The organism is Pseudomarimonas salicorniae, assembly GCF_023156535.1.
GTDB lineage: Bacteria > Pseudomonadota > Gammaproteobacteria > Xanthomonadales > Xanthomonadaceae > Pseudomarimonas > Pseudomarimonas salicorniae.
The window spans coordinates 57,210-79,140 of the sequence record NZ_JALNMH010000001.1; the positions used below are offsets into that span (position 1 = coordinate 57,210).

Genomic DNA, 21,931 nt, shown 5'->3' on the forward strand with positions numbered 1-21,931 from the left:
AGTTGCCCATGATACCGCCGCGCCTCCATCGACGCCCCGCTGCGCTGCGTCGGGCAGTACCACTCTCCGCCTTGCAATGCATGCGACAGATGTCGCATGCTTGCGACACGCTACCCGGACCGCGCCCCATGCAGCGACCCTCCAACGCCGAACTCGAACTGCTCAAGTGCCTGTGGCGCGAGGGCACGCTCAGCGCCCGCGAGCTGCACGACCTTGCCGAGCCGGCGCTGGGCTGGTCCTACTCCTCGACGCGCAAGACGCTGGAGCGGATGCGCGACAAGGGCCTGGTCAGCGAGCGCCCGCGCCACGGCCTGAACCTCTATCGCGCCGCGGTCAGCAAGCTGGCAACGCTGGCAGCCCTGTCCGAGGATTTCGCCCGGCGGGTGCTGGAGCTGGATGGCCCGCTGCCGGTGCAGGCCTTCGCCGAGAGCCGGCTGCTCAGCGAGGACGAGATGGGCGAGCTGGAGGCTCTGCTGCGCAAGCCTGAGGGCGCGGCGGAGGACGAGGCATGAGCGGCCCGCTGCCGGCCGAGGCCGTGGCCCTGCTATGGCAGCTCGGCCTTTCCCTGGGTGCCGGCCTTGGTATTGCCCTGCTCGCCTGCCGGCTGCAGCGCCGACTGCCCTGGAGCGCGGCGCTGCCCGGTTTCTGGTGGATGATGCTGGCCATGGTGGTGCTGCCCACCGCCCTCGCCCGATTCCTGCCGGGGGGCTGGACCGCGCCGGTCGAGGCCTGGGAATGGGGCGACGCGGGAGCGACCGGGGAAGCGCTGCCGCTGCTCCCGGGCGATGCGCCGCTGCCCACGCCCACCCCGGACTGGGGCCTCGTCGAGGCGCTGCTGGCCTGCTGGCTGGGCGGACTTGCCTTCTCTGCGCTGCGCCGCGTCAGCGGTCACCTTCGGCTGCGGCGGCTGCTGGCCGAATGCAACGCCCTGCCGGCCGCCCACCTGCCCGGCCCGCGTTCGCAGCGCCTGGCCCGCGCCCTCGTCCGCCGCCGCATCACCTTGCTGGCCTGCCCGGCGCCGGTCTCGCCGTTCGCCTGCCGCGGCCGGATCGTTCTGCCGACGCCGCTGTTGGGCCGCCTTGATGACGACCAGTGCTGGCTGCTGCTGCGCCATGAGGCGACCCACCTGCGCCTGCGCGACCCGTTCTGGCACGCGCTGCTGGCGGCGGTGGTCGCCACGCACTGGTTCCATCCCGGCGTCCGCCTGATCGCGGATCGCCTGCGACTGGCCACCGAACTGCGCTGCGATGCGCGCGCCCTGGGCCGGCGAAAGTACATGCGGAGAGCCTACGCAGAGGCTTATCTGGAGGCCCTCCGCATGTCGGCGACACGGGCACTGCCATGCCCGGCCGCCGCCTTCTCACCCCAGGATCAAGGACACCACAAGATGAGAATTGGCCACATTCTTTCCTCCCCGGCCCCAGCCGGCAAGCATCGCATCACCGCGCTGACCGCGCTGGCCCTGACGGCCGCCGCGGCACTGACCGCCGCGCAGGCAGCCGGCGTCGGCCCGGCGACCCCGACCGATGCCGCCTCGCCCGAATTCCGCGGGCCGGTCATCCCCGGCAAGATCAGCTCGCAGTTCGGTGTCTCCCGACCCCAGCTCAGCACCCAGCCACATCGCGGCGTCGATCTGATCGCCCCGCGCGGCACCCCCGTGCACGCCGCCGCCGACGGCGTCGTGCTGACCGCCGAAGCGCCCTTCAGCGAAGCGCCGCGCTATGGCAGCGTGGTGATCGTCGACCACGGTGGCGGCTGGCGCACGCTGTATGCCCACCTCGACACCATCGACGTCCGCCGCGGCGAGAGCGTTCGCGCCGGCCAGTCGATCGGCGGCCTTGGCAGCACCGGGCAAGCTACCGGCCCGCACGTCCACCTCGAGGTCCACCGTGACGGCGAACGCGTCGACCCGGCCAAAGTCATTCCGCAGCTGGTCGGAGCGCGCTAGTCGCTAGGCGCTTCACCTTCGGGTCGCTGGCCGGTCTTGCGGACCGGTCAGCGGCCTAGTGGAGCGGCAGGAAATAAAGCCGCACCGCACAGGCGATGGCGGCGAGCCAGACCAGGCTGCGCAGGGTCGCCCAACCGAGCAGGTAGCAGACCCCGAAGCCCAGGCGCAGGGCGACGAAGGCGATCGCCCAGGGCAGCACGGTGGCCGCGGGGATCTGCTGCTGCAGGCAGAACAGCACCCCGACCGCGAACAGCGGGAAGGCCTCGAAACTGTTGAGGTGCGCGGCATGCGCGCGCTGCGGGAATCCGCTGAGTCCGGCCTGCCAGGCGCGTGGATCGCGATTGTCGAAGCGCTTGCCGCTGGCCTTCGCGATCGCGGTGAACAGGTAGGGCATGAGGCCCGCGACGAGCAGGCAGGCGACGATCCCGCCCATCAGCCCTTGATCCCGAACAGACGCTTCCACCACGGGAGCTTCTTGGCAGGCGCGGCGGCGCGCTGCGCAGGCGCGGGCTGCGCCTTGCCGGCTGCGGCGGCATCAGCCGGGGTGATCCGGCGCATGACCTGGGTGCCCTGCGCGATGGCCTTGGCGGCCCGGTTGTGGTGCTGCTGCCCGGTAAGCAGGTCGAAAGCCAGCTCGGTCAGCTTGACGATCTTCTTGTCGGTCTCGCCGACCGGTTCGGGCTGGACACCCAGGATCGCCAGCACATGCTTGCCCAGCGAATCGCCCTGCGCGGCCGGATGGTCGGCCAGCGCGGCCTCGCGGCTGGCGCGCAGATCGAGCAGGATGCTGACCCCCGCCGCGTCGAGGATCTGACGCACATTGGGCTGGACCCCCGCCACGCGCAGACTGGTGGTCGGTGTGCCCATCGATTTCGACAGCGTGGCCAGCACGCGCGCGCCAGCGTTGCTGATGTAGCCGAGCTGGGACAGGTCAAGGATCAGATGGCGCTCGCCGCCGGCGACGGTCTCCTGGGCGAACAGCTCAAAGTCGGCGGCGCTTTCATTGTCCAGGCGGCCGCTGATGCTGGCGACGGAGACGCCGCCCACCCGTTCCCGCTGGATATCGACCGCCATGCTCAGCCCTCCCGGAAGGTGAAGCGGGCGGGGCCGATCTCCAGCACGTCGTCGTGGCGTAGCAGATGCTGCTCGATCGCCACGCCATTGATCCTGACGCCACCGCCGAGGTCACTCACCGTGTAGCCCGCCATCGACACGCGGATCTCGGCATGGTGGGGCATGCTGCCGGCGATACGGATGTCGCACTGGTCGCCCGAACCGAGCATCACCGGCTTCAGGCCCACGGTATGGGTGATCTTGCCCGCCTCTGGATTCTGCGGCACCAGACGCGCGCCACGAATCACCACCGTCTGATCGGCGCGCGGCGCGGCATTGCCATTGCCATTGCCTTTCAGCGTGCGCATCGTCTGGGTCGCACCCGGATCGACCACCTTGTTGGTCGGCGGGGTGGCCGCGCCCTCGGCTCCGGAGAGGCCAGCGGCTGCGAGCTGCTCGGGGGTGAGCGGCTTCATCCGCACGGTCTCCTCGACGGCTGCGGCAGGCGGCGGCGCGGGAGGGGCAGACGCGGGCGGAGGCTGGGTGGCTTCGGCGGCAGGCGGCGGGGTGACCACGGTCTGCTTGGCCACCGCCTGCCTCAGCTCGTCCTCGGATTTGAAGGCGGCGACGAAGCGGTCGCGCATCTCCAGTGCCTGCTCCCGGGCCTCGCTCTTGGCCTTGAGCTGGTCGTCGATTTCCTCGATGCGCTTCTTGTACTCGTCGTCATCGTACTCGCCCAGCGCGTGGCGGAAGTCGGCCTCCTCGCGGTCGAGACGCGCGGCTTCGTGGTCGGCCTCCGAACGCGACAGCAAGGCGAAGAGTTTGACGTACTCCTCGCGGGCCGCCGCCTTGAGCGGTGCGGACTCCTGTTCGAGCGTGCGGCGGCGCGCCTCGTAGTCGGCGCGGACGCGCTTGTAGACCGCCTCGGCGACCTGATCCTTGCGCTCTTCCATGGCCTCCAGGCGCTGATCGAGGGTCTCCACCTCGGACTTGAGCCGGGTGAGCTTCTCGAGCGCGCTGGTGTCGATGGCTGCCAGCTCGTCCCGCATCGCGGTATCGCCCATGGTCAGGGTCCCTTGAGACGCACTTCGATGGCGCCGAAGCGCAGGGTGTCGCCCGGCTTCACCGGGACTTCCTGCTCCGGCTGGAGCTTGCTGCCGTTGACCCAGGTACCGTTGCCGACGCCGGGCTCCTCGCGCAGGGCGAAGCTGCCGCCGCCCTTGACCAGCAGGCGCGCGTGCCGGCGGCTGAGGGTACGTGCACTGTCCAGCGGCCCGAGGTTGATCTCGGGCACGGCGCCGGTCGCGGGGTCGGGGCGCCCGACCAGCAGCTCCGGCTTGCCACCGGGCAGCGGAATGCTGCCTTCGGCATGTTCGATCGAGAATGGCATGGCCGCCGGCTGCACGCTGGTGCCCTGCACCGGTGGCGGCGGCGCGGCCGGCGCGGCGGCCGGACGGCTGGCGGGCGCGGCCTTGCCGTTCCCGGTCATGGCCTCGAGCTGGACGCGGCGGGCCTCGGAGGCCTTCAGCCTGAGCACCAGGCGGCGCATCAGCTGAACACCGACTTCCGCGTTCTCGCGGAGCACGGCGTGGAAGGCGGCGACCTCGATGCGCAGGGCGCGCACCGCGGTCTTGGCCACCACCGAGGCGGTGTGCGGCTGCTCCTGCAGGATCGACATCTCGCCGCAGAAGTCGCCGGGCCCCAGCTCGGCAAGGACCACGCCGGGTGCGTCGGCACGCTCCACCACGGCCTTGCCGGACTCGATGATGAACAGCGCACTCGCGGCGGAGCCCTCGCTGAGAAGCGGGGTGCCGGCGGGAAAATCGACAAACGGGTTATCGCTCATGACTCCACGGCTCGCAACGGGCCCGGGGGCGCAACCACCGGGATTATGCGCACCGCGCAGAAATACAGGCAAGCCGCGGCGGAACGGTCGTCATTCATTGCGCGGCTTCTTCTGCGGGCGCTTCCAGCCGGGAACGCTGGTCTGCCGGGCCCGTGCCACGCTCAACGTGTCGGCCGGCGCCTCGCGGCTGATCACCGAGCCGGCACCGATCGTGGCGCCATGGCCGATGCGCACCGGGGCCACCAGCGAGCTGTTCGAACCGATAAAGGCCCCGTCGCCGATCTCGGTGCGCGACTTGTTCACCCCGTCGTAGTTGCAGGTGATGGTGCCGGCACCGATGTTGACGCCCGAGCCGACCTCGGCGTCGCCGATGTAACTCAGGTGATTGGCCTTGCTGCCGCGGCCAAGCCGGGTTTTCTTGGTCTCGACGAAGTTCCCGACGTGGACCTCGTCGGCCAGCTCGGTGCCCGGACGCAGCCGTGCGTAGGGGCCGATGCGCGTGCCGGCGCCAGCGCGAGCACCCTCCAGATCGCAGTGGGCATGGACGATGCTGCCGGCGCCCAGCTCGACATCGCGCAGCCGGCAGAACGGCCCGATGCGCACGCCGTCGCCCAGCACCACGCGGCCCTCGAGAATGACGTTGGCATCGATCTCTACATCGGCGCCGACGCTGACCTCGCCGCGGACGTCGAGGCGGGCCGGATCGGCCAGGCGGGCGCCCAGGCGGCACAGCTCGCGCGCCTGGCGCAGCTGGAAGCGGCGCTCCAGCTGGGCCAGCTGCCAGCGGTCGTTCGCGCCCTCGGCTTCGCCGGCCTCACGGCAGGCCACGGCGAGCGCCGGAGCGCCCTCGGCCGCGGCCATGGCGAAGACATCGGTCAGGTAGTACTCGCCCTGCGCGTTGTCGCAGCGCAGCGCTTCCAGCCAGCGCCGAAGCGAAGCGGCCGGGGCGCAGAGCACGCCGGTGTTGATGGTCCGGATGCGTCTTTGCTCGTCCGAGGCGTCGCGCTCCTCGACGATGCCCTCGACCCGGCCCTGCGCATCGAGCAGCACCCGACCATAGCCGGTGGGATCGTCAAGGGTGTCGACCAGGACGCTGCTGCCCTCCTGGCCCGCCGCGTCGACCAAGGCAAGCAGGGTGTCCGGGCGAATCAACGGCACGTCACCGTAGAGCACCAGGACCCTGGCGCCGTCGGGCAGCCCGGGCATCGCCTGCTGCACCGCATGCCCGGTGCCGAGCCGCTCGCGCTGTTCAGCCCAGCACAGGTCGGACGAAGCGGAAAAGGCCGTACGCACCTGATCGCCGCCATGGCCGTACACGACATGCAGCTTCGCCGCGCCGGCGGCGCGCGCCTGGTCCAGCACGTGAGCCAGCATCGGCCGTCCGGCCACCGGCTGCAGCACCTTGGGCAGGCTGGAGCGCATCCGCTTGCCCTCACCGGCGGCAAGAACGATGGCGTGCAGGTCGGTGGTCATGGTTGTCCCTCCTGGGCTGGGCGACCCGGTCCGCGTGGTCGCGATTGGAGATGGGCAGGCCGGCACTTACCCGGGCGACTTGTCGAGCCCGACACGCGGCCGGCCATCGACCTGGGTGAACCGGAAGCGGAAACGAAGCGTATAGGGATGCACGGCGACCACGGCGCGGGCCACGGTGTCGGGCTCACCATCGCCATCGGTGTCCGGGCCGTCGACCCAGTCGAGCACCTCGAGCGGGGCAAAGCGCCAGCCGGAGAGCGCCCGACGCGCGGCCTCGGCGAAGGCCGTCCGACAGTCCTCAGCGCAGCCGGCCGGGGCATCCGGCACCTCGACCCGTGCCATGCCGGGTGCGCCCTCGTCGTCGATCTCGAGACTGGCCTCGACCCGCACCTCGTCGAGGCGCTGCGCCAGCCAGATCGCGGGATAATCGGGCAGGCGGGCATGCTCGGGATCCGGCAGCCCGCCGCGCGCGGTCTGACCCTGGCGCAGCGCAAGGCGCCCTTCCGAGCCGGCCGGAATGGTTTCCACTGCCACCGTACCGTCGCTCACCGATCGCGGCGGCGGCCCCCCTGCGCAGGCGGCGAGCAGACCGGACAACACGCCCAGGACGAGGTGATTGCGCCATGCTTGACCGATCCCGGTGCGCTCGCCACGCTGGCAGCATTCCCGGGCCGGGAGGCGGGTGGTGGAGAACGGGGTGAAATCCCTGGCGGCACAGTTCGATTCGCGCCGCGGGCGCATGCTGGCCAGTGCAGATCCGGCTCCGCTCCTCTGGGTGGCATTCGGCGTCGTGCTGTTCAATCTGTGGGACCGCTGGCTGGATGCATCGGTGGCGCAGTCTACCCTGTGGGTTCGCCTCGCATGCGGGGCCATCTTCGCGACCTGCTACGCCCTGCTGCGGCGGCGCTCGATTGCGGCCCGCTGGTCGATCGTGATCTACGCCATCGCCTTTCTGGCCGGCCAGTGGGGCATTGCCCTGGCCGTCCTCCAGCTACCCCGTGGCTTCGAGTTCGGCATGCCGAGCGTGCTGCTGTTCCCGCTGGCCCTGGCGTTCTATCCGGTGGCGCCGCAGCGGTTCATCCTGATCGCGTTGAGCGGCGCGCTGGGCCTTGCTGCCCTGATGTTCGGCGCCGGCGTGGAGACCCGACCGGCAGCCAATTTCCTGCTGATGTACGGGCTGTCGACCTGGGTCGGCTCAATTGCCCTGCGTGTGCAGATGCGACTGCAGCTCAGACTGTTCCTGCTGGAGCAGCGCCATGCCGAAACAGCGCGGACCGATGTGCTCACCGGGCTGATGAACCGTCGCTCCCTGGAGGAGGCGGCAGGCCAGCGCCTGCGCGACGCGCGCAATCAGCAGCGCCCACTGTCGGTACTGCTGATGGACCTGGATCATTTCAAGTCGATCAACGACCTGCACGGACACGATATCGGTGACCAGGCGTTGTGCCACGCCGCCGCCTGCTTCGCCTCGACGATCCGCCAGGGCGATGCAGTCGGCAGATGGGGCGGCGAGGAGTTCCTGGCCATCCTCGTGGATACCCGGCTGGACAGCGCCGCACAGGTGGGCGAGCGCTGCATCGAGGCGCTGGCCGCCTCGCCCCTGCCTCTGGACCGTGGAGAATCACTGCGCATGGGCGTCAGCGTAGGCGCGGCCGAGTGGCAGTCGGGGGAGTCGCTGGACGACCTGCTGCGCCGCGCCGATGTCGCCTTGTATCGTGCCAAGCAGGATGGCCGCGGCATACTGCGGCGGGCAGAAGCTGTCGCCTGAGGCCGGATACGACAACGGCGCCCGAAGGCGCCGCCGCGTGAGCCCTGTCTTGCTCGAACCGTGGGCCGGCGCGGGGCCGGCGCCGAACTCAGTGCTTCAGCGTCTTGCGCAGGCGCTCAAGGGCCTGCAGCTGGGCCATCGCCTCGGCCAGCTTGGTCTGCGCCTCGGCGATATCCATCGCCTCGCTGCGACCGGCCAGCGCGCGCTCGGCCTCTTCCTTGGCCTTCTTCGCCGCCGCCTCGTCGAGGTCGTCGGCGCGCACGGCGGTATCAGTCAGGATCGACACCACCTGCGGCTGCACCTCGAGGATGCCGCCGGAGACATAGAAAAACTGCTCTTCGCCGCCAGGCAGCACAACCCGCACCTGGCCCGGCTTGAGGCGGGTGATCAGGGGCGCATGCCGCGGGGCGATGCCCAGCTCACCCATCTCGCCGGTGGCGATGACCATCTCGACCACGCCGTGGAAGATTTCCTGCTCGGCACTGACGATGTCGCAACGAATGGTGCTCATGGTATTTCCGTCCTGGTGAGGGCTCAGGGCTCAGGGCTCAGTGCTCAGTAAAGAGCCGGTTCGCCCCGTGCCTCCTGGACCCGCTTGTCTGAGCCCTGGACCCTAGTCTCTGAGCCCTGCCGCCGTTAAGCTGCGGCGCTCATCTTCTTGGCCTTCTCGAAGGCCTCGTCGATGCCGCCGACCATGTAGAAGGCCTGCTCGGGCAGGTGGTCGCACTCGCCGTCGCAGATCATCTTGAAGCCGCGGATCGTCTCCTTCAGCGTCACGTACTTGCCCTTGGCGCCGGTGAAGACCTCGGCCACGGTGAACGGCTGCGAGAAGAAGCGCTCGATCTTGCGCGCGCGGGACACCGCCTGCTTGTCCTCTTCGGACAGCTCGTCCATGCCGAGGATGGCGATGATGTCCTTCAGCTCCTTGTACTTCTGCAGGGTGGCCTGCACCTTGCGCGCGGTGTCGTAGTGCTCGTGGCCGATCACGTTCGGATCCAGCTGGCGCGAGGTCGAGTCGAGCGGGTCCACGGCGGGGTAGATACCCAGCGACGCGATGTTGCGGCTCAGCACGACGGTGGCGTCGAGATGGGCGAAGGTGGTCGCCGGCGACGGGTCGGTCAGGTCGTCCGCAGGCACGTACACGGCCTGGATTGAGGTGATCGAGCCGGTCTTGGTCGAGGTGATGCGCTCCTGCAGTACGCCCATTTCCTCGGCCAGGGTCGGCTGGTAGCCCACCGCCGACGGCATGCGGCCGAGCAGCGCGGACACCTCGGTACCGGCCAGGGTGTAGCGGTAGATGTTGTCGACGAACAGCAGCACGTCGCGACCCTCGTCGCGGAAGTACTCGGCCATGGTCAGACCGGTCAGGGCGACGCGCAGGCGGTTGCCCGGCGGCTCGTTCATCTGGCCGTAGACCATCGCCACCTTGGACTTCTCGGGCTCCTTGACGTTGACGACGCCCGACTCCTGCATCTCGTGGTAGAAGTCGTTGCCCTCGCGGGTACGCTCACCCACGCCGGCGAACACCGAAAGACCGCTGTGCTCGGTCGCGATGTTGTTGATCAGCTCCATCATGTTGACGGTCTTGCCGACGCCGGCGCCGCCGAACAGGCCGACCTTGCCGCCCTTGGCGAACGGGCACATCAGGTCGATGACCTTGATGCCGGTCTCGAGCAGCTCGGTGGTCGAGCTCTGGTCCTCGTAGCTCGGCGCGGCGCGATGGATTTCCCAGTCGACGTCGGACTTGACCGGGCCGGCCTCGTCGATCGGGCGACCCAGCACGTCCATGATGCGGCCGAGGGTGCCAAGGCCGACCGGGACCGAGATGGCCTTGCCGGTGTTCTGCGCGATCAGGTTGCGCTTCAGGCCGTCGGTCGAGCCGAGCGCGATGGTGCGCACGATGCCGTCGCCGAGCTGCTGCTGGACTTCCAGCGTGATCTCGGTGCCGTCGACCTTCAGTGCGTCATAGATCTTCGGCACGTCGTCGCGGGCGAACTCTACGTCAACGACCGCACCGATGATTTGAACGATCTTGCCCTGGCTCATTGTTGTGCTCCGTAAGTCGAACTTTGTTGGAACGAAGTGATCTTCGCTCTTTTAACCGTTATGTGATTCGTGATTCGTGATTCGAAGGAGCAGCAACTAGCGCGCTTTGACGAATCACCAATCACAAATCACGGCTCTCAATCAAACCGCCGCTGCACCACCCACGATCTCCGAGATCTCCTGGGTGATCGCGGCCTGGCGGGCCTTGTTGTAGACGAGGTTCAGCGTGCCGATCAGCTTGGTCGCGTTGTCCGAGGCGGCCTTCATGGCAACCATGCGGGCGGCGTGCTCGCTGGCCTGGTTCTCCAGCACCGCCTGGTAGACCAGCGACTCGACGTAGCGGGTCAGCACGTTGTCCAGCACGGTCTGCGCGTCCGGCTCGTAGATGTAGTCCCAGTCGTGCTTGGACTCGATGTCATCCGACGGCGGCAGCGGCAGCAGCTGGTCCTGGCGCGGCTTCTGCGCCATGGTGTTGATGAAGTCGTTGTAGCAGAGGAACACGCGGTCGCAGTTCCCCTGGCTGTAGGCATCGAGCATAACCTTGATCACGCCGACCAGCTGGTCCACGTGGACCTGCTCGCCAAGGTGGCTGACCGAGGCCAGCATGTTGACCTTGAGGCGACGGAAGAAGGCGGTGCCCTTCTGGCCGATGCAGACGACGTCGACCTCGACGCCCTTCTGCTGCCACTCGCGCATCTCGGCAAGGATCCGCCGGAACATGCTGGAGTTCAGGCCGCCGCACAGGCCGCGGTCGGTGGAGACGATGACATAGCCGACGCGCTTGACCTCATCGCGGGTCTGCAGGAACGGATGCACGTACTCGGAGTTGGCCTTGGCGATGTGGCCGATCATCTGCCGCATCAGGCGCGCGTACGGGCGCGAGGCCTTCATGCGGTCCTGCGCCTTGCGGATCTTCGACGCCGAGACCATCTCCAGTGCACGGGTCACCTTGCGGGTGTTCTGCACCGACTTGATCTTGGTTTTGATTTCGCGGCCACCGGCCATAATTTCGCTCGCTCTGCTCGCTCAGCGTGATTCGCTATGAGTGATCGGTGATTCGTTTGATTGGTGATCCGTGTCCGCTTCGAGCATCTGGCTCCGGCGAATCACGAATCACCGATCACGAATCACGTGGTCACCAACTCTGCTTGAACTCGCTGATGATCTTCTTGAACTGACCTTCGATCTCGTCGTTCCAGTTGCCGGAATCGACGATCTGCTGCTCCAGCGCACCGTAGCTGTTGGTCAGGTGGGCATGCAGGCCGGACTCGAAGTCACCGATCTTGTTGACCGGCACGTCGTCCAGGTAGCCCTCGTTGACCGCGTAGATCGAAAGGGCCATCTGCGCGATGTTCATCGGCGCATACTGCTTCTGCTTCATCAGCTCGGTGACGCGCTGGCCGCGCTCGAGCTGCTTGCGGGTGGTCTCGTCGAGGTCCGAGGCGAACTGCGCGAAGGCCGCCAGCTCGCGGTACTGCGCGAGGGCAATACGGATGCCGCCGGACAGCTTCTTCATGATCTTGGTCTGCGCCGCACCACCGACGCGCGACACCGAGATACCGGCGTTCACGGCCGGGCGGATGCCGGCGTTGAACAGGTCGGTCTCGAGGAAGATCTGGCCGTCGGTGATCGAGATCACGTTGGTCGGGACGAAGGCCGAGACGTCACCGGCCTGGGTCTCGATGATCGGCAGCGCGGTCAACGAGCCGGTCTTGCCCTTCACCGAGCCCTCGGTGAACTTCTCCACGTAGTCCTCGGAAACGCGCGCGGCACGCTCGAGCAGGCGGGAGTGGAGATAGAAAACGTCGCCCGGATACGCCTCGCGGCCCGGCGGACGGCGCAGCAGCAGGGAGATCTGGCGATAGGCCACGGCCTGCTTGGAGAGGTCGTCGTAGATGATCAGCGCATCTTCGCCGCGGTCGCGGAAGTACTCGCCCATGGTGCAGCCGGAGTACGCGGAGATGTACTGCATCGCGGCCGACTCGGAGGCAGAGGCGGCGACGATGATGGTGTGGGCCAGGGCGCCGTTCTGCTCGAGGCGGCGCACGACGTTGGCGATCGAGCTGTTCTTCTGCCCGATGGCGACGTAGATGCACTTAACGCCGGTGCCCTTCTGGTTGATGATCGCGTCAACGGCCATCGCGGTCTTGCCGGTCTGGCGGTCGCCGATGATCAGCTCGCGCTGGCCGCGGCCGATCGGGATCATGCTGTCGACCGACTTGTAGCCGGTCTGCACCGGCTGGTCGACCGACTTGCGCCAGATCACGCCCGGCGCGACCTTCTCCACCGGGGCGGTCAGCTTGGCCTCGATCGCACCCTTTCCGTCGATCGGCTCGCCCAGCGCATTGACCACGCGACCGAGCAGCTCGGGACCGACCGGCACCTCGAGGATGCGGCCGGTGGTCTTGGCGGTGTCGCCTTCGCGCAGGTGCTCGTAGTCACCCAGGACCACCGCGCCGACCGAGTCGCGCTCGAGGTTCAGCGCCAGCGCGAAGGTGTTCTCCGGCAGTTCGATCATTTCGCCCTGCATCACATCGGCCAGGCCGTAGATGCGCACGATGCCGTCCGACACCGAGGTCACCACGCCTTCATTGCGCGCTTCGGCGGCAAGCGTGACCTTCTCGATGCGGGTCCTGATCAGTTCGCTGATTTCAGACGGGTTGAGCTGGGTGGTAGCCATTGTGTTTTCCTTGGTCGTTTCCCGCGGAGCGGGTCACTTCAACTTTTCGGGTTTCGGACCGGAGCGCCGGTTCCTAGTGCGCCAGAGCGGACTGCAGGCGCGAGAGCTTGGTGCGCAGCGAGCCGTCGATCACCACGTCGCCGGCGTCGATCACGGCGCCGCCGAGCAGCTCCGGATCGACCTCGCGGGTCAGCGCGACCTCGCGGCCGAAGCGCTTCTTCAGCGACTCGGTGATCCGCGCGACTTCCGATTCGTCCAGCTCGGTTGCCGAGGTCACGGTGGCGCGCAGTACGCGCTCCTCGTCGGCGCGCAGCTGTTCGAACAGGGCGTGGATCTCGGGCAGCAGCCGCAGCCGGCCGTTCTCGGCCAGCAGGGTCAGGTACTGGCGGAAGTTCGGATCGCTCTCGCCGGGCGGCAGCAGCAAGTCGAGGACCTGCTTGGTCACCAGGCTCGGATGGCCCAGCAGGGCGCCGACGCGAGGGTCGGCGGCCATCTGGTGCGAGAAGCCGAGCAGCGAGGCCCACTGGCTCAGGCGACCGTGGTCGCGAGCCAGCGAGAAGGCCGCGCGGGCGTAGGGTCGGGCAAGCGTCAGGGCCTGGCTCATTTCGGACCTCAGATCTGCTGTGCCAGCTCGTCGAGCAGCGCCTTGTGGGAGCTGGCGTCGATCTCGCGACGGATCAGCTTCTCGGCACCGGCCACGGCCAGGGTCGCGACCTGCGCGCGCAGGGCCTCGCGGGCCTTGTTCGCAGCCAGATCGATCTCTGCCAGCGCGGCATCCTTCTGCCGGTTGGCTTCGACGACCGCATCTTCCTTGGCCTTGTCGACAATCTGGTTGGCGCGGGCGTGGGCCTGCTCGATGATCTCGTTGGCCTTGCCGCGCGCTTCCTTCAGAAGCTCGGCGACCTTGTCCTCGGCCTGGGCCAGGTCACGCTGGCTCTTGTCGGCCGCGGCGAGACCTTCGGCGATCTTCTTCTGGCGCTCCTCGATGGCGTTCATCAGGGGCGGCCAGATGAACTTCCAGGAGAACCAGATCAGGATGGCGAAAAAGATCGCCTGCCCCAGAAAGGTGGCATTGACGTTCATGTTCTTACTCCGCGAAGGGGAACCATCGCGGGACCGCCGGCGGCGGCCCCGCGGGCACTGCTACGGGATCAGAGCCCCGCGGCAGCCTTGGCGGCGCCGACCAGCGGGTTGGCGAAAGCAAAGAACAGCGCGATGGCCAGACCGATGATGAAGGCGGCGTCGATCAGGCCGGCGAGCAGGAACATGCGGCCGGACAGCATCGGAACCAGCTCCGGCTGACGCGCGGCGGCTTCGAGGAACTTCGAACCCATGATGCCGATACCGATACAGGCACCCAGCGCGCCCAGGCCGATGATGATGCCGATCGCGATCGCGGTGTTGCCCTGAACGGCGGCGATGAGAGCGGTCAGATCCATGGTGAAACTCCTTTCGGGAATGACAGTGTTGCGGTGGATGAGGAAGTGATGCGAAAGCGGTGAAACGGGGTAATCAGTGCGCCTCGGTCGACATCGACAGATAGACGACCGTCAGGATCATGAAGATGAAGGCCTGCAGGCTGACCACCAGGATGTGGAAGATCGACCAGGCTGCGCCGGCGATCACTGCGCCGAGGAAGGCTGCGACGCCACCGGCCTTGGTTCCGAGGCCTTCGGCGGCCATGAAGTCGCCGCCGGCCATGGCCAGCAGGGCGATCAGGATGAAGACCAGCTCGCCGGCGTACATGTTGCCGAACAGTCGCATGGCCAGAGACACCGGCTTGGACAGGTACTCGATGATGTTGAGCGCGAGGTTGGCCGGGGCCAGCACCAGCTTCATCACGCCGTGGCCGTGGAAGGGCGCGGTCAGCAGCTCGACGCCGAAGCCGCCCGGCCCCTTGGCCTTGATGGCGAAGGCGAACATCAGCAGCAGCACGGTGGTCGACATGGCCAGCGTGATATTGAGGTCGGTGGTCGGCACGGCGCGGAAGTATTCGGCGCCCATTGCCGCGGCGATCCCCGGCGGCAGATCCAGCGGGAGCAGCTTGATGGAGTTCATCAGCAGCACCCAGACGAAGATGGTCAACGCCAGCGGCGCGACGAAGCGGCGATCGCCGTGGAAGACATCGCGCACCTGGGTGTCGATGAACTCGACGGCCATCTCGATGAAGGCCTGGAACTTGCCGGGCACCCCCGCGGTGGCGCGGCGGCCGACCATGAAGAAGATGCCAAGGCCGACCAGGCCGATCAGGGCCGACATGATCAGGCTGTCGACGTGGATGACCCAGAAGTCACCCTCGCCGATCGGCATGGTCCAATGCTGGAGATGGTGCTCGACGTATGCTGCCGAGCCGCTCTTTCCGGATTCCGACGCCACAGGAACCACCCTTTACGATTTGAATATGAGTGCGGAGAGGTTGATGCCCAAGGCCGCCAGGACCCCGCCGAGCACGGCCAGCGGTTCCAGCGCCAACGGGACGAGTGCCAGATAGAGCAGCACCACGATCACCATCCATTTCAGGGCCAGCCCACCGGCCATGCGCGTCAGCGTGGGTCCCGCGCCGGCCACAGGACCGGAAAAGAGACGCCAAGCCATCAGCGCACTGCCCACCGCGACTGCCATCCCGCCCATCAGGGCTCCCAGCGCAGCGCGGCCGCTCATCGTGGTCAGGGCGAGGGCGATGAGGCCGATCACGCCGATCTGTACGATCAGGAGGCGCCTGGCCAGTCGCCTGCCCGCGGCTACGGTGTTGAGCACGCGGCAGATCCGGGACTGGGGATTGCGGTCGGGCGTCGCAGTACCGCCCTGCCAAGTCGCGGAATGTTAACAGTCCGTGGAACGCACAGGCAAGTGGAAAACGGCGCCCCGTTGCTTCATCCGACGTGTGGCGCTCAGCCCTCGGCGGCGGGAATCCGCATCACCACGCGCAGTCCACCGCCCTCGCGGTGGGACAGCGCCAGCTGTCCGCCGTGGGCCTCGGCGATCTCGCGGACCAGCGCCAGGCCAAGCCCGGTGCCGGTGCGCTTGGTCGAATAGAAGGGAATCAGCGCCCGCGCCATGACCTCCTCGGTCATGCCGCTGCCGCGATCGGCCACCTCCAGCACCCAGCTCCGCCCCTCCCGGGCCACCCGGATCTCGATGTCCGCGGCGGGTGAACCGGCATCCAGGGCATTGGTGACCAGGTTGCTGAGCGCCTGGCTGATCTGCGCCGGGTCCAGCTCGACGCTGGCCTCGGGGTCCTCGATGCGGACCCGGGCGCCTGACTGCTCCGCGAGCGGCTCGAGCAGCGCGCCCCAGCGTTGCCGGCTGCGCCGCGGACTGGGCAGCTTGGCGAACTGGGCATAGCCGCGGAGGAACTGGTCTAGGTGGCGGGCGCGCTCCTCGATGGTGCCAAGCACCGTGGTCAGGCGCCCGGCCTCACCGCGACGCAGAAGTTCGCGGCCCGAGCGCGACAGCGAGGCGATCGGGCCCAGCGCGTTGTTCATCTCATGGCTCATCACGCGGATCACCTTCTTCCATGTCTGCACCTCCTGCCGGCGCAGCTCGTGGGTCAGGCGGCGGATCAGCAGCAGCAGGTGCGGCCGGCCGTTCAGGCGGAAGCTCTTGCGGGCGAGATGGAACACCTCCTCATCCTCGCCCTCGCCGACCGAGAAGACACCGTCGGCGCCGCGCTCGAAGGCAGCAGCCAGTTCGGGTCGCGAGCGGTTGAGCAGGGCGCCGAGGTCAAAGCCTTCGAGACGTCGACCGCTGTTGAGCAGCTTGCGGGCGGCGAGGTTGGCGTAGACCACCGGCCCGGACTCCACGGCCAACAGCATGGCAACCGGGGTCTGCTGGACCATGGTGTCGAGCAGCAGCTCGCGCTGGGTCAGCGCAAGGCGCTGCTCGCGCAGCACCTCGCCGAGCCGAAGGTGGGCGGTCACCAGTTCGCCCAACTCGTCGCGGCCGATCCAGCGCACCCCCGTGCTGAAGTCACCATCGCGGTAGCTGTCGACCAGTCCGGCGAGACCGCGGAACAGGGAGAGCACCGGAAGCAGGCGCTGGTGCAACACCCAGGCCAGGGCGGCCAGCGAAGGGGCCAGGCTGATCAGCCACGCCTCCAGCGAGGTCGCGCCCATCGCCTGCAGGGCGGCCACCGCCCCAAGCGCCAGGACCAGAACGCCGGCCAGCGGCCAGAACAGGCGGCCGGCCAGCGACTGGCGCCAGCGCCGCCGGCGCATCAGCGATCGATCCCCAGGCGCTCCATCCGCCGGTACAGGGCCTGCCGGCTGAGGCCCAGCGCCGCGGCGGCCTGGGCGACCACGCCGCCAGCCGCCGCCAGGGCCGCCTCGATGCCATCGCGATCGGGCTCTTCATCCGCGCGCGGAGCGGGCGCGGCCTCCAGGCCAAGCGCGGCGGGATCCAGCTCGTCGCCCTCGGAGAGCAGGCAGCCGCGGGTGATCGCGTTCTTCAGTTCGCGCACGTTGCCCGGCCAGGGATGCGCTTTCAGCGCGCGGCGAGCCGCCTCGCCCAGACGCTTGCCGCCGGAGAGGAAGGACTCGGCCAGCGGCAGGATGTCGAGTGGCCGCTCGGCCAGGGGCGGCAGGGCGAGGTTGATCACGTTGAGCCGGTAATAGAGGTCCTCGCGAAAGCTTCCGGCGCGGATCATCGCCGCCAGGTCGGCATTGGTCGCGCTGATCACCCGCACCTTGACCTCACGCTCCCGGTTGCTGCCGAGGCGCTCGAAGCGGCCGGTCTCCAGCACGCGCAGCAGCTTCATCTGCCCGGCCGGCGGCAGGTTGCCGATCTCATCAAGGAACAGGGTGCCGCCATCAGCGGCCTCGAACTTGCCCTCGCGGGCGCGACTGGCGCCGGTGTAGGCCCCGGCCTCGGCGCCGAACAGCTCGGCCTCGATCAGCTCACCGGGAATCGCCCCGCAGTTGAGGGTAACGAAAGGCCCGTCGCGCACCGCCGAATTGGCCTGGATGATCGCCGCGATGCGCTCCTTGCCGGCGCCGTTGGGGCCGGTGATCAACACCGGCACGTCGCTGCGCGCGACCTGGACGGCCAGGCCGACCAGGCGCTCCGTGGCCGGATCGGCAAAGACCAGGCCGCGCAGGTCGGCACCGCGCAGGCGTTCGCGCTCCTGCCGGCTGCCGCGCTGGTGGGCGCGCAGCTGCTGGCGCGTCTCGGCCAGCTCCAGCAGGTTGCGCACGCTGGCCAGCAGCTTGGCATCGTCCCAGGGCTTGGGCAGGTAGTCGGCCGCGCCCTGCTTGACCAGACGCACTGCGGCATCGAGATGGGTCCAGGCGGTGAGCAGGATCACCGGCAGGTCCGGCAGACGCTCGCGGATGGCGGCAAAGAGCTGCTCGCCCTCCTCGCCCGACGTCGTGTCGCGGGCGAAGTTCATATCCTGGATGACCAGGTCGACGCCCCCTTGATCGAGCCGCGCCAGTCCCGCCTCGGGTGTCGAGGCCTCCACGCAGTGGATGTCCTCAAGCTCGAGCAATACCGACAGAGCGGTCAGCACGGCTGGGTTGTCGTCGATGAGGAGGACGGTGGGCATGTTCAAGCCGTGATTGGTGATTCGTGATTGGTGATTCGTTGGGGCATTTCGCGACCGGAACCGGACGGCGCCCCCCCTCTTCGCAGGAAAGAATAGTGACGGATCGCCACAGTTGAATCATCCATTGATTGCACCAGCTATCCGGACCGGCTAACGCGCCCCGGAAGGCCCATCTCTTGCGAATCACCAATCACGAATCACCAATCACGCACGCACCGCTCAAGCGGTGCGTGTAGCCACTGCAGGCGGCACCGCGGCGGCGCGGATGGCCGGCGAAAGCACCGAGCCGAGACCCAGTATCCACATGAAGACCATCCCGCCCACCAGGTATTCGACCGGCATGCGCGGCAGGGACAGCTCGCGGACCAGCAGGTCGTTCAGCAGCAGAGCCAGAAGCAGGCCAGCGAGCACGCCGGCGCTGCTGATCAGGAGGTTCTCGACCAGGAAGTAGCGCAGGATGTCGACCCGCCGCGCGCCCAACGCCCGGCGCACGCCGATCTGCTTGCGCCGCTGGTTCACCCACAGCGAGGACATGCCGACGATGCCGCTCGCGGTGATCAGCAGCAGGAACGCGGTGACACCGATCAGCAGGCCGGCCATCAGACGCTCCCCGGCGTAACGCCGGTCGCGGACCTGATCCATGGTCCGGGTGAAGCGCAGGACGCGGTCGCTGCGCAGGGCAAGCAGGGTCTTCTCGGCCTCGCGCATGACCGCCGCCCGCTGACCCGGCTCGGTGCGCACGATGTACTGGCTGTAGTCATCGAGATAGCGCCGCGGCAGGAGCATCGACGACTCCGCGCGGAGCGGGTTGACCGGTGCCCACGGGGTCTGTAGCTGCTCGATGACCCCGACCACGGTGATCGGAGTCGCCTCCGGTCCGTTGCCGTTGTAGAACTGGCGGCCAGCGTAGCGACTCTCCTCCGGCCACAGCTGCTCAGCCAGGGCACGGGTGATGAGCGCATGGTGCAGGGGCGGCGCCTCCTTCTCCGGATCGTGCACGGTGATTTCCTCAGGCAGGAAGTCGCGACCCTCCACCAGCTTCAGGCCGAACGCGTCGATCAGCGAGTCTCCGGACATGTACTGGGCGGACTGGATGTCCGTGGGCTGGTTGGCGGTCGGGTCGGTGTTGATCCCGCCGGTATTCCAGCCGCTGCGGCCCAGCGGCACCTGGTTGGTCCAGGCAGCGGCCGCCACACCGGGAATGCCTCGCAGGGCTTCGAGGTCGCGGCGCTGCATCGACTCGATGTCCCCGATCGGACGCGCGGCGGAAAAGGCCATCACGAAACTGTTGGACTCGTCGGCACCGCTCGGGCGGCTTGAGGTCGCGAGACGATCCTTGATGATGTAGACCGCGTTGCAGACGATGGCCAGGGTCAGCGCCACCTGGGCGGCGATCAGCAGCGGCGCGGTCTTTGAGCGCAGCAGGGTGGACAGGATGGGACGGATTTCCATGTGGGTCTCCTGGTTCGCCTACTGGCTCTTGAGCTGGATGGCAGGGCGCACCTGGCAGGCGCGCCAGCTGGGAAGCAGGCCCGCCACCATGGCGGCGCCCAGCGAGATCAGCAGCGCCGCGCTGAACATCCCCGTGTCGAGGCGAGCCACCAGGTCAAGCGAGGGATCGTGGCGGCGGATGAAGGCCAGGGCGCCAAAGGTCAGCAGCACGCCGACCGCGGCGCCGACCCCGCCGATCACCAGGGCCTCGACCACGTACTGCCTGAAGATGTCGATGCGGGCGGCGCCCAGCGCCCGGCGTACGCCGATCTCGGCGGGACGGGCACTGAATTTGGCCAGCAGCAGGCTCACGGTGTTCACCAGACATACGAGGAGAAATCCGAGTGAAAGCCACACCGCGGTGCGGGCGTCGTCCGCGACGACGCGGTTGAACACCATCCACTCGGGCACGTCGAAGAGGCGGTTGTTGAGCTCGCGTGGGAAGCGGCCCAGTGCCTTCTGTTCGCGGACATAGTTGTCGAGGTACTCACGGTAGGCGGCGCGCTCGGACTCGCCGCCCACCTCGACCCAGTACTGGATCATCTGGCACTCCGACTTCAGCAGGCCGGCAAGGCCCGGCTCCGGGGGCGCCGAGCTGCAGCTGACGTTGCCATTGAATCCGAAGTTGAGGGCAATCGCGGTTCGGATCGGCAGGAAGACCTCTTCGCTGGTCTCGAAGCGATTACCGGCAACCAGCCGGTAGTACTTGGGCAGAGGCGCCCAGTCATCCAGCACGCCGATCACCCGGAAGTCGACGCCGTTGAGGGTGAGGGTCTTGCCCATCGCCTCCGCCGGCGTGCCGTGCAGGCGCTCGGCGAGCGACCGCGCGATCACCGCGACCCGGGCCCCGTCGCGCTCCTGTTCAGCACTCCAGGTCGCCCCTTCCAGCCAGGGCACATCGAACATGGCGAAGAAGTCGCGGCCGGTGGCGATGCCTTCGGCAAAGAAGGGCGGCAGGTCAGGTCGGCCGCTGTCGACCGAGGGGTTGGTGCCCCAGATCGGCACCTGGCGCAGGCCGCGGGCGGCGGTCCACAGCGCCTCGGCGTCCATCCAGGTCAGCTGGTTGGGCGGATCGTCGCCGGACGGACCGCTGTCGACCGGCTCGTTGTCCATCAGCGGGACCAGCAACAGGCCATCCTTGTGCGGGATCGGGTTGCCGGACATCCCGGTCAGGATGGTGAGGGTGGTGACGCTGGCTGCCACGCCGGCGGCGAGGGTCATGACCATCAGGGTGGTCAGTACCGGCGCGCGGCGCAGGCTGAGGAATCCGAGGCGGAGGTAATAGGTCCACATGACGGCTACTCCACCACCACGCCGTCGGCCACCGCCGCCAGCGAAACGCGGGTTTCCTGCAGCAGGTCGGTGACCTGGCCGTCGACGATATGGACATTGCGCTGGGCCCGCGCTGCAAGCTCAGGGTCGTGGGTGACCATGATCACCGTGGTGCCCTCGGCATTGATCTCCTCCAGAAGTTCCATCACTCCCCGCGCCATCTGCGAGTCGAGATTGCCGGTGGGCTCGTCGGCCAGCAGCAGGCGCGGCGTACCGGCCAGGGCGCGGGCGATGGCTACACGCTGCTGCTGGCCGCCGGACAGCTCGGCGGGGTGGTGCTTCATCCTCGAGGCCAGGCCGACGCGCTCCAGGGCGTGCTCGATGCGGCGGCGGCGCTCGGCAGCGGGGAACCCGCGATAGCGCAGCGGCACGTCGACGTTGTCGAACAGGTCCAGATCGGGGATCAGGTTGAAACCCTGGAAGATGAATCCGATCTTCTCGTTGCGCAGTCGCGAGCGGCCGTTGTCGTTCAAGCCGCGGACGTCGACGCCATCCAGGAAGAACTCGCCGCCGCTGAACTCCTCGAGCAGGCCAGCGATGTTCAGGAAGGTCGTCTTGCCAGAACCCGAGGGCCCGGTGACGGCGACGAACTCGCCCTCCTTCACCTCGATGTCGAATCCACGCAGGGCATGGGTCTCGATCAGGTGGGTGCGATAGACCTTGCTCAGGTTGTTCATGCGCAACATGCGGATCTCCTTTGGGTTGCCCGTTCTTTCGGGGGCTGACGCATGGGTTTGATGACCGGGGTCGGG

23 protein-coding genes are annotated in these 21,931 nt (G+C 68.1%); 3 read left to right on the forward strand and 20 right to left on the reverse strand.

What is annotated here, in order from left to right; all coding sequences use genetic code 11:
* The first annotated feature begins 128 nt into the window (after positions 1 to 128).
* Positions 129 to 512, forward strand: coding sequence for a BlaI/MecI/CopY family transcriptional regulator (locus M0G41_RS00235; RefSeq protein ID WP_248204029.1), 384 nt, complete (start codon positions 129 to 131; stop codon positions 510 to 512).
* The gene (locus M0G41_RS00240; RefSeq protein WP_248204030.1) at positions 509 to 1,948 is read left to right on the forward strand and encodes a M23/M56 family metallopeptidase; all 1,440 of its coding nucleotides are present in this window, start codon (positions 509 to 511) and stop codon (positions 1,946 to 1,948) included. The genes M0G41_RS00235 and M0G41_RS00240 overlap by 4 nt, the downstream gene beginning before the upstream one ends.
* Positions 1,949 to 2,003: 55 nt before the next feature.
* On the opposite strand, the gene M0G41_RS00245 is transcribed toward M0G41_RS00240, so the two are convergent.
* From M0G41_RS00245 to M0G41_RS00270, 6 genes are all read right to left on the reverse strand, one after another.
* Complete coding sequence (locus M0G41_RS00245) at positions 2,004 to 2,381, reverse strand: MAPEG family protein (protein ID WP_248204033.1); 378 nt, start codon at positions 2,379 to 2,381, stop codon at positions 2,004 to 2,006.
* Positions 2,381 to 3,022 carry an STAS domain-containing protein gene (locus M0G41_RS00250; protein ID WP_248204036.1) on the reverse strand — a complete coding sequence of 214 codons (642 nt, stop codon included), beginning with the start codon at positions 3,020 to 3,022 and terminating at the stop codon, positions 2,381 to 2,383. Before M0G41_RS00250 ends, M0G41_RS00245 begins: the two co-directional genes overlap by 1 nt.
* 2 nt (positions 3,023 to 3,024) lie before the next feature.
* A complete protein-coding gene (locus M0G41_RS00255) occupies positions 3,025 to 4,065 on the reverse strand; it encodes an FHA domain-containing protein (protein WP_248204038.1) in 1,041 nt (346 codons plus the stop codon).
* A 2-nt stretch (positions 4,066 to 4,067) separates the two neighbouring features.
* Positions 4,068 to 4,847, reverse strand: coding sequence for a cyclic nucleotide-binding domain-containing protein (locus M0G41_RS00260; protein ID WP_248204039.1), 780 nt, complete (start codon positions 4,845 to 4,847; stop codon positions 4,068 to 4,070).
* 90 nt (positions 4,848 to 4,937) lie between these two features.
* A complete protein-coding gene (glmU, locus tag M0G41_RS00265; protein WP_248204042.1) occupies positions 4,938 to 6,320 on the reverse strand; it encodes a bifunctional UDP-N-acetylglucosamine diphosphorylase/glucosamine-1-phosphate N-acetyltransferase GlmU in 1,383 nt (460 codons plus the stop codon).
* A 66-nt stretch (positions 6,321 to 6,386) separates the two neighbouring features.
* Positions 6,387 to 6,869: a hypothetical protein gene (locus tag M0G41_RS00270; protein ID WP_248204044.1), complete on the reverse strand. Its 483-nt coding sequence runs from the start codon at positions 6,867 to 6,869 to the stop codon at positions 6,387 to 6,389.
* A gap of 148 nt (positions 6,870 to 7,017) precedes the next feature.
* Between M0G41_RS00270 and M0G41_RS00275 the strand changes: the two genes are divergently transcribed.
* Positions 7,018 to 8,088 (forward strand): GGDEF domain-containing protein, encoded by a 1,071-nt coding sequence (locus M0G41_RS00275; RefSeq protein ID WP_248204046.1) that lies wholly within the window; start codon positions 7,018 to 7,020, stop codon positions 8,086 to 8,088.
* Positions 8,089 to 8,176: 88 nt separating this feature from the next.
* Here the strand turns inward: M0G41_RS00275 and M0G41_RS00280 are convergent, their stop codons facing one another.
* From M0G41_RS00280 to M0G41_RS00345, 14 genes are all read right to left on the reverse strand, one after another.
* Entirely contained in the window at positions 8,177 to 8,599 is a 423-nt protein-coding gene (locus tag M0G41_RS00280; protein WP_248204047.1) for a F0F1 ATP synthase subunit epsilon, read from the reverse strand.
* 125 nt (positions 8,600 to 8,724) lie between these two features.
* Positions 8,725 to 10,134 (reverse strand): F0F1 ATP synthase subunit beta, encoded by a 1,410-nt coding sequence (atpD, locus tag M0G41_RS00285; protein ID WP_248204049.1) that lies wholly within the window; start codon positions 10,132 to 10,134, stop codon positions 8,725 to 8,727.
* A 141-nt stretch (positions 10,135 to 10,275) separates the two neighbouring features.
* Complete coding sequence (gene atpG / locus M0G41_RS00290; RefSeq protein WP_248204051.1) at positions 10,276 to 11,139, reverse strand: F0F1 ATP synthase subunit gamma; 864 nt, start codon at positions 11,137 to 11,139, stop codon at positions 10,276 to 10,278.
* A gap of 130 nt (positions 11,140 to 11,269) precedes the next feature.
* Entirely contained in the window at positions 11,270 to 12,814 is a 1,545-nt protein-coding gene (gene atpA, locus M0G41_RS00295; protein WP_248204053.1) for a F0F1 ATP synthase subunit alpha, read from the reverse strand.
* 73 nt (positions 12,815 to 12,887) lie between these two features.
* Positions 12,888 to 13,418, reverse strand: coding sequence for a F0F1 ATP synthase subunit delta (locus tag M0G41_RS00300; RefSeq protein WP_248204056.1), 531 nt, complete (start codon positions 13,416 to 13,418; stop codon positions 12,888 to 12,890).
* 8 nt (positions 13,419 to 13,426) lie between these two features.
* Positions 13,427 to 13,897 carry a F0F1 ATP synthase subunit B gene (locus M0G41_RS00305; RefSeq protein ID WP_248204058.1) on the reverse strand — a complete coding sequence of 157 codons (471 nt, stop codon included), beginning with the start codon at positions 13,895 to 13,897 and terminating at the stop codon, positions 13,427 to 13,429.
* A gap of 68 nt (positions 13,898 to 13,965) precedes the next feature.
* A complete protein-coding gene (gene atpE / locus M0G41_RS00310) occupies positions 13,966 to 14,253 on the reverse strand; it encodes a F0F1 ATP synthase subunit C (protein ID WP_343226453.1) in 288 nt (95 codons plus the stop codon).
* 73 nt (positions 14,254 to 14,326) lie between these two features.
* Positions 14,327 to 15,190, reverse strand: coding sequence for a F0F1 ATP synthase subunit A (gene atpB / locus M0G41_RS00315; protein WP_343226454.1), 864 nt, complete (start codon positions 15,188 to 15,190; stop codon positions 14,327 to 14,329).
* A 12-nt stretch (positions 15,191 to 15,202) separates the two neighbouring features.
* The gene (locus M0G41_RS00320) at positions 15,203 to 15,571 is read right to left on the reverse strand and encodes an ATP synthase subunit I (protein ID WP_248204062.1); all 369 of its coding nucleotides are present in this window, start codon (positions 15,569 to 15,571) and stop codon (positions 15,203 to 15,205) included.
* 134 nt (positions 15,572 to 15,705) lie between these two features.
* Positions 15,706 to 17,031, reverse strand: a complete 1,326-nt coding sequence (locus M0G41_RS00325) for a sensor histidine kinase (RefSeq protein WP_425511212.1) — start codon at positions 17,029 to 17,031, stop codon at positions 15,706 to 15,708.
* Complete coding sequence (locus M0G41_RS00330) at positions 17,031 to 18,356, reverse strand: sigma-54-dependent transcriptional regulator (protein ID WP_248204064.1); 1,326 nt, start codon at positions 18,354 to 18,356, stop codon at positions 17,031 to 17,033. The genes M0G41_RS00325 and M0G41_RS00330 overlap by 1 nt, the downstream gene beginning before the upstream one ends.
* A 219-nt stretch (positions 18,357 to 18,575) precedes the next feature.
* A complete protein-coding gene (locus M0G41_RS00335; protein WP_248204065.1) occupies positions 18,576 to 19,808 on the reverse strand; it encodes an ABC transporter permease in 1,233 nt (410 codons plus the stop codon).
* 18 nt (positions 19,809 to 19,826) lie between these two features.
* Positions 19,827 to 21,140, reverse strand: coding sequence for an ABC transporter permease (locus M0G41_RS00340; RefSeq protein ID WP_248204067.1), 1,314 nt, complete (start codon positions 21,138 to 21,140; stop codon positions 19,827 to 19,829).
* A gap of 5 nt (positions 21,141 to 21,145) precedes the next feature.
* Positions 21,146 to 21,865: an ABC transporter ATP-binding protein gene (locus M0G41_RS00345; RefSeq protein WP_248204069.1), complete on the reverse strand. Its 720-nt coding sequence runs from the start codon at positions 21,863 to 21,865 to the stop codon at positions 21,146 to 21,148.
* Between the last annotated feature and the right edge of the window lie 66 nt (positions 21,866 to 21,931).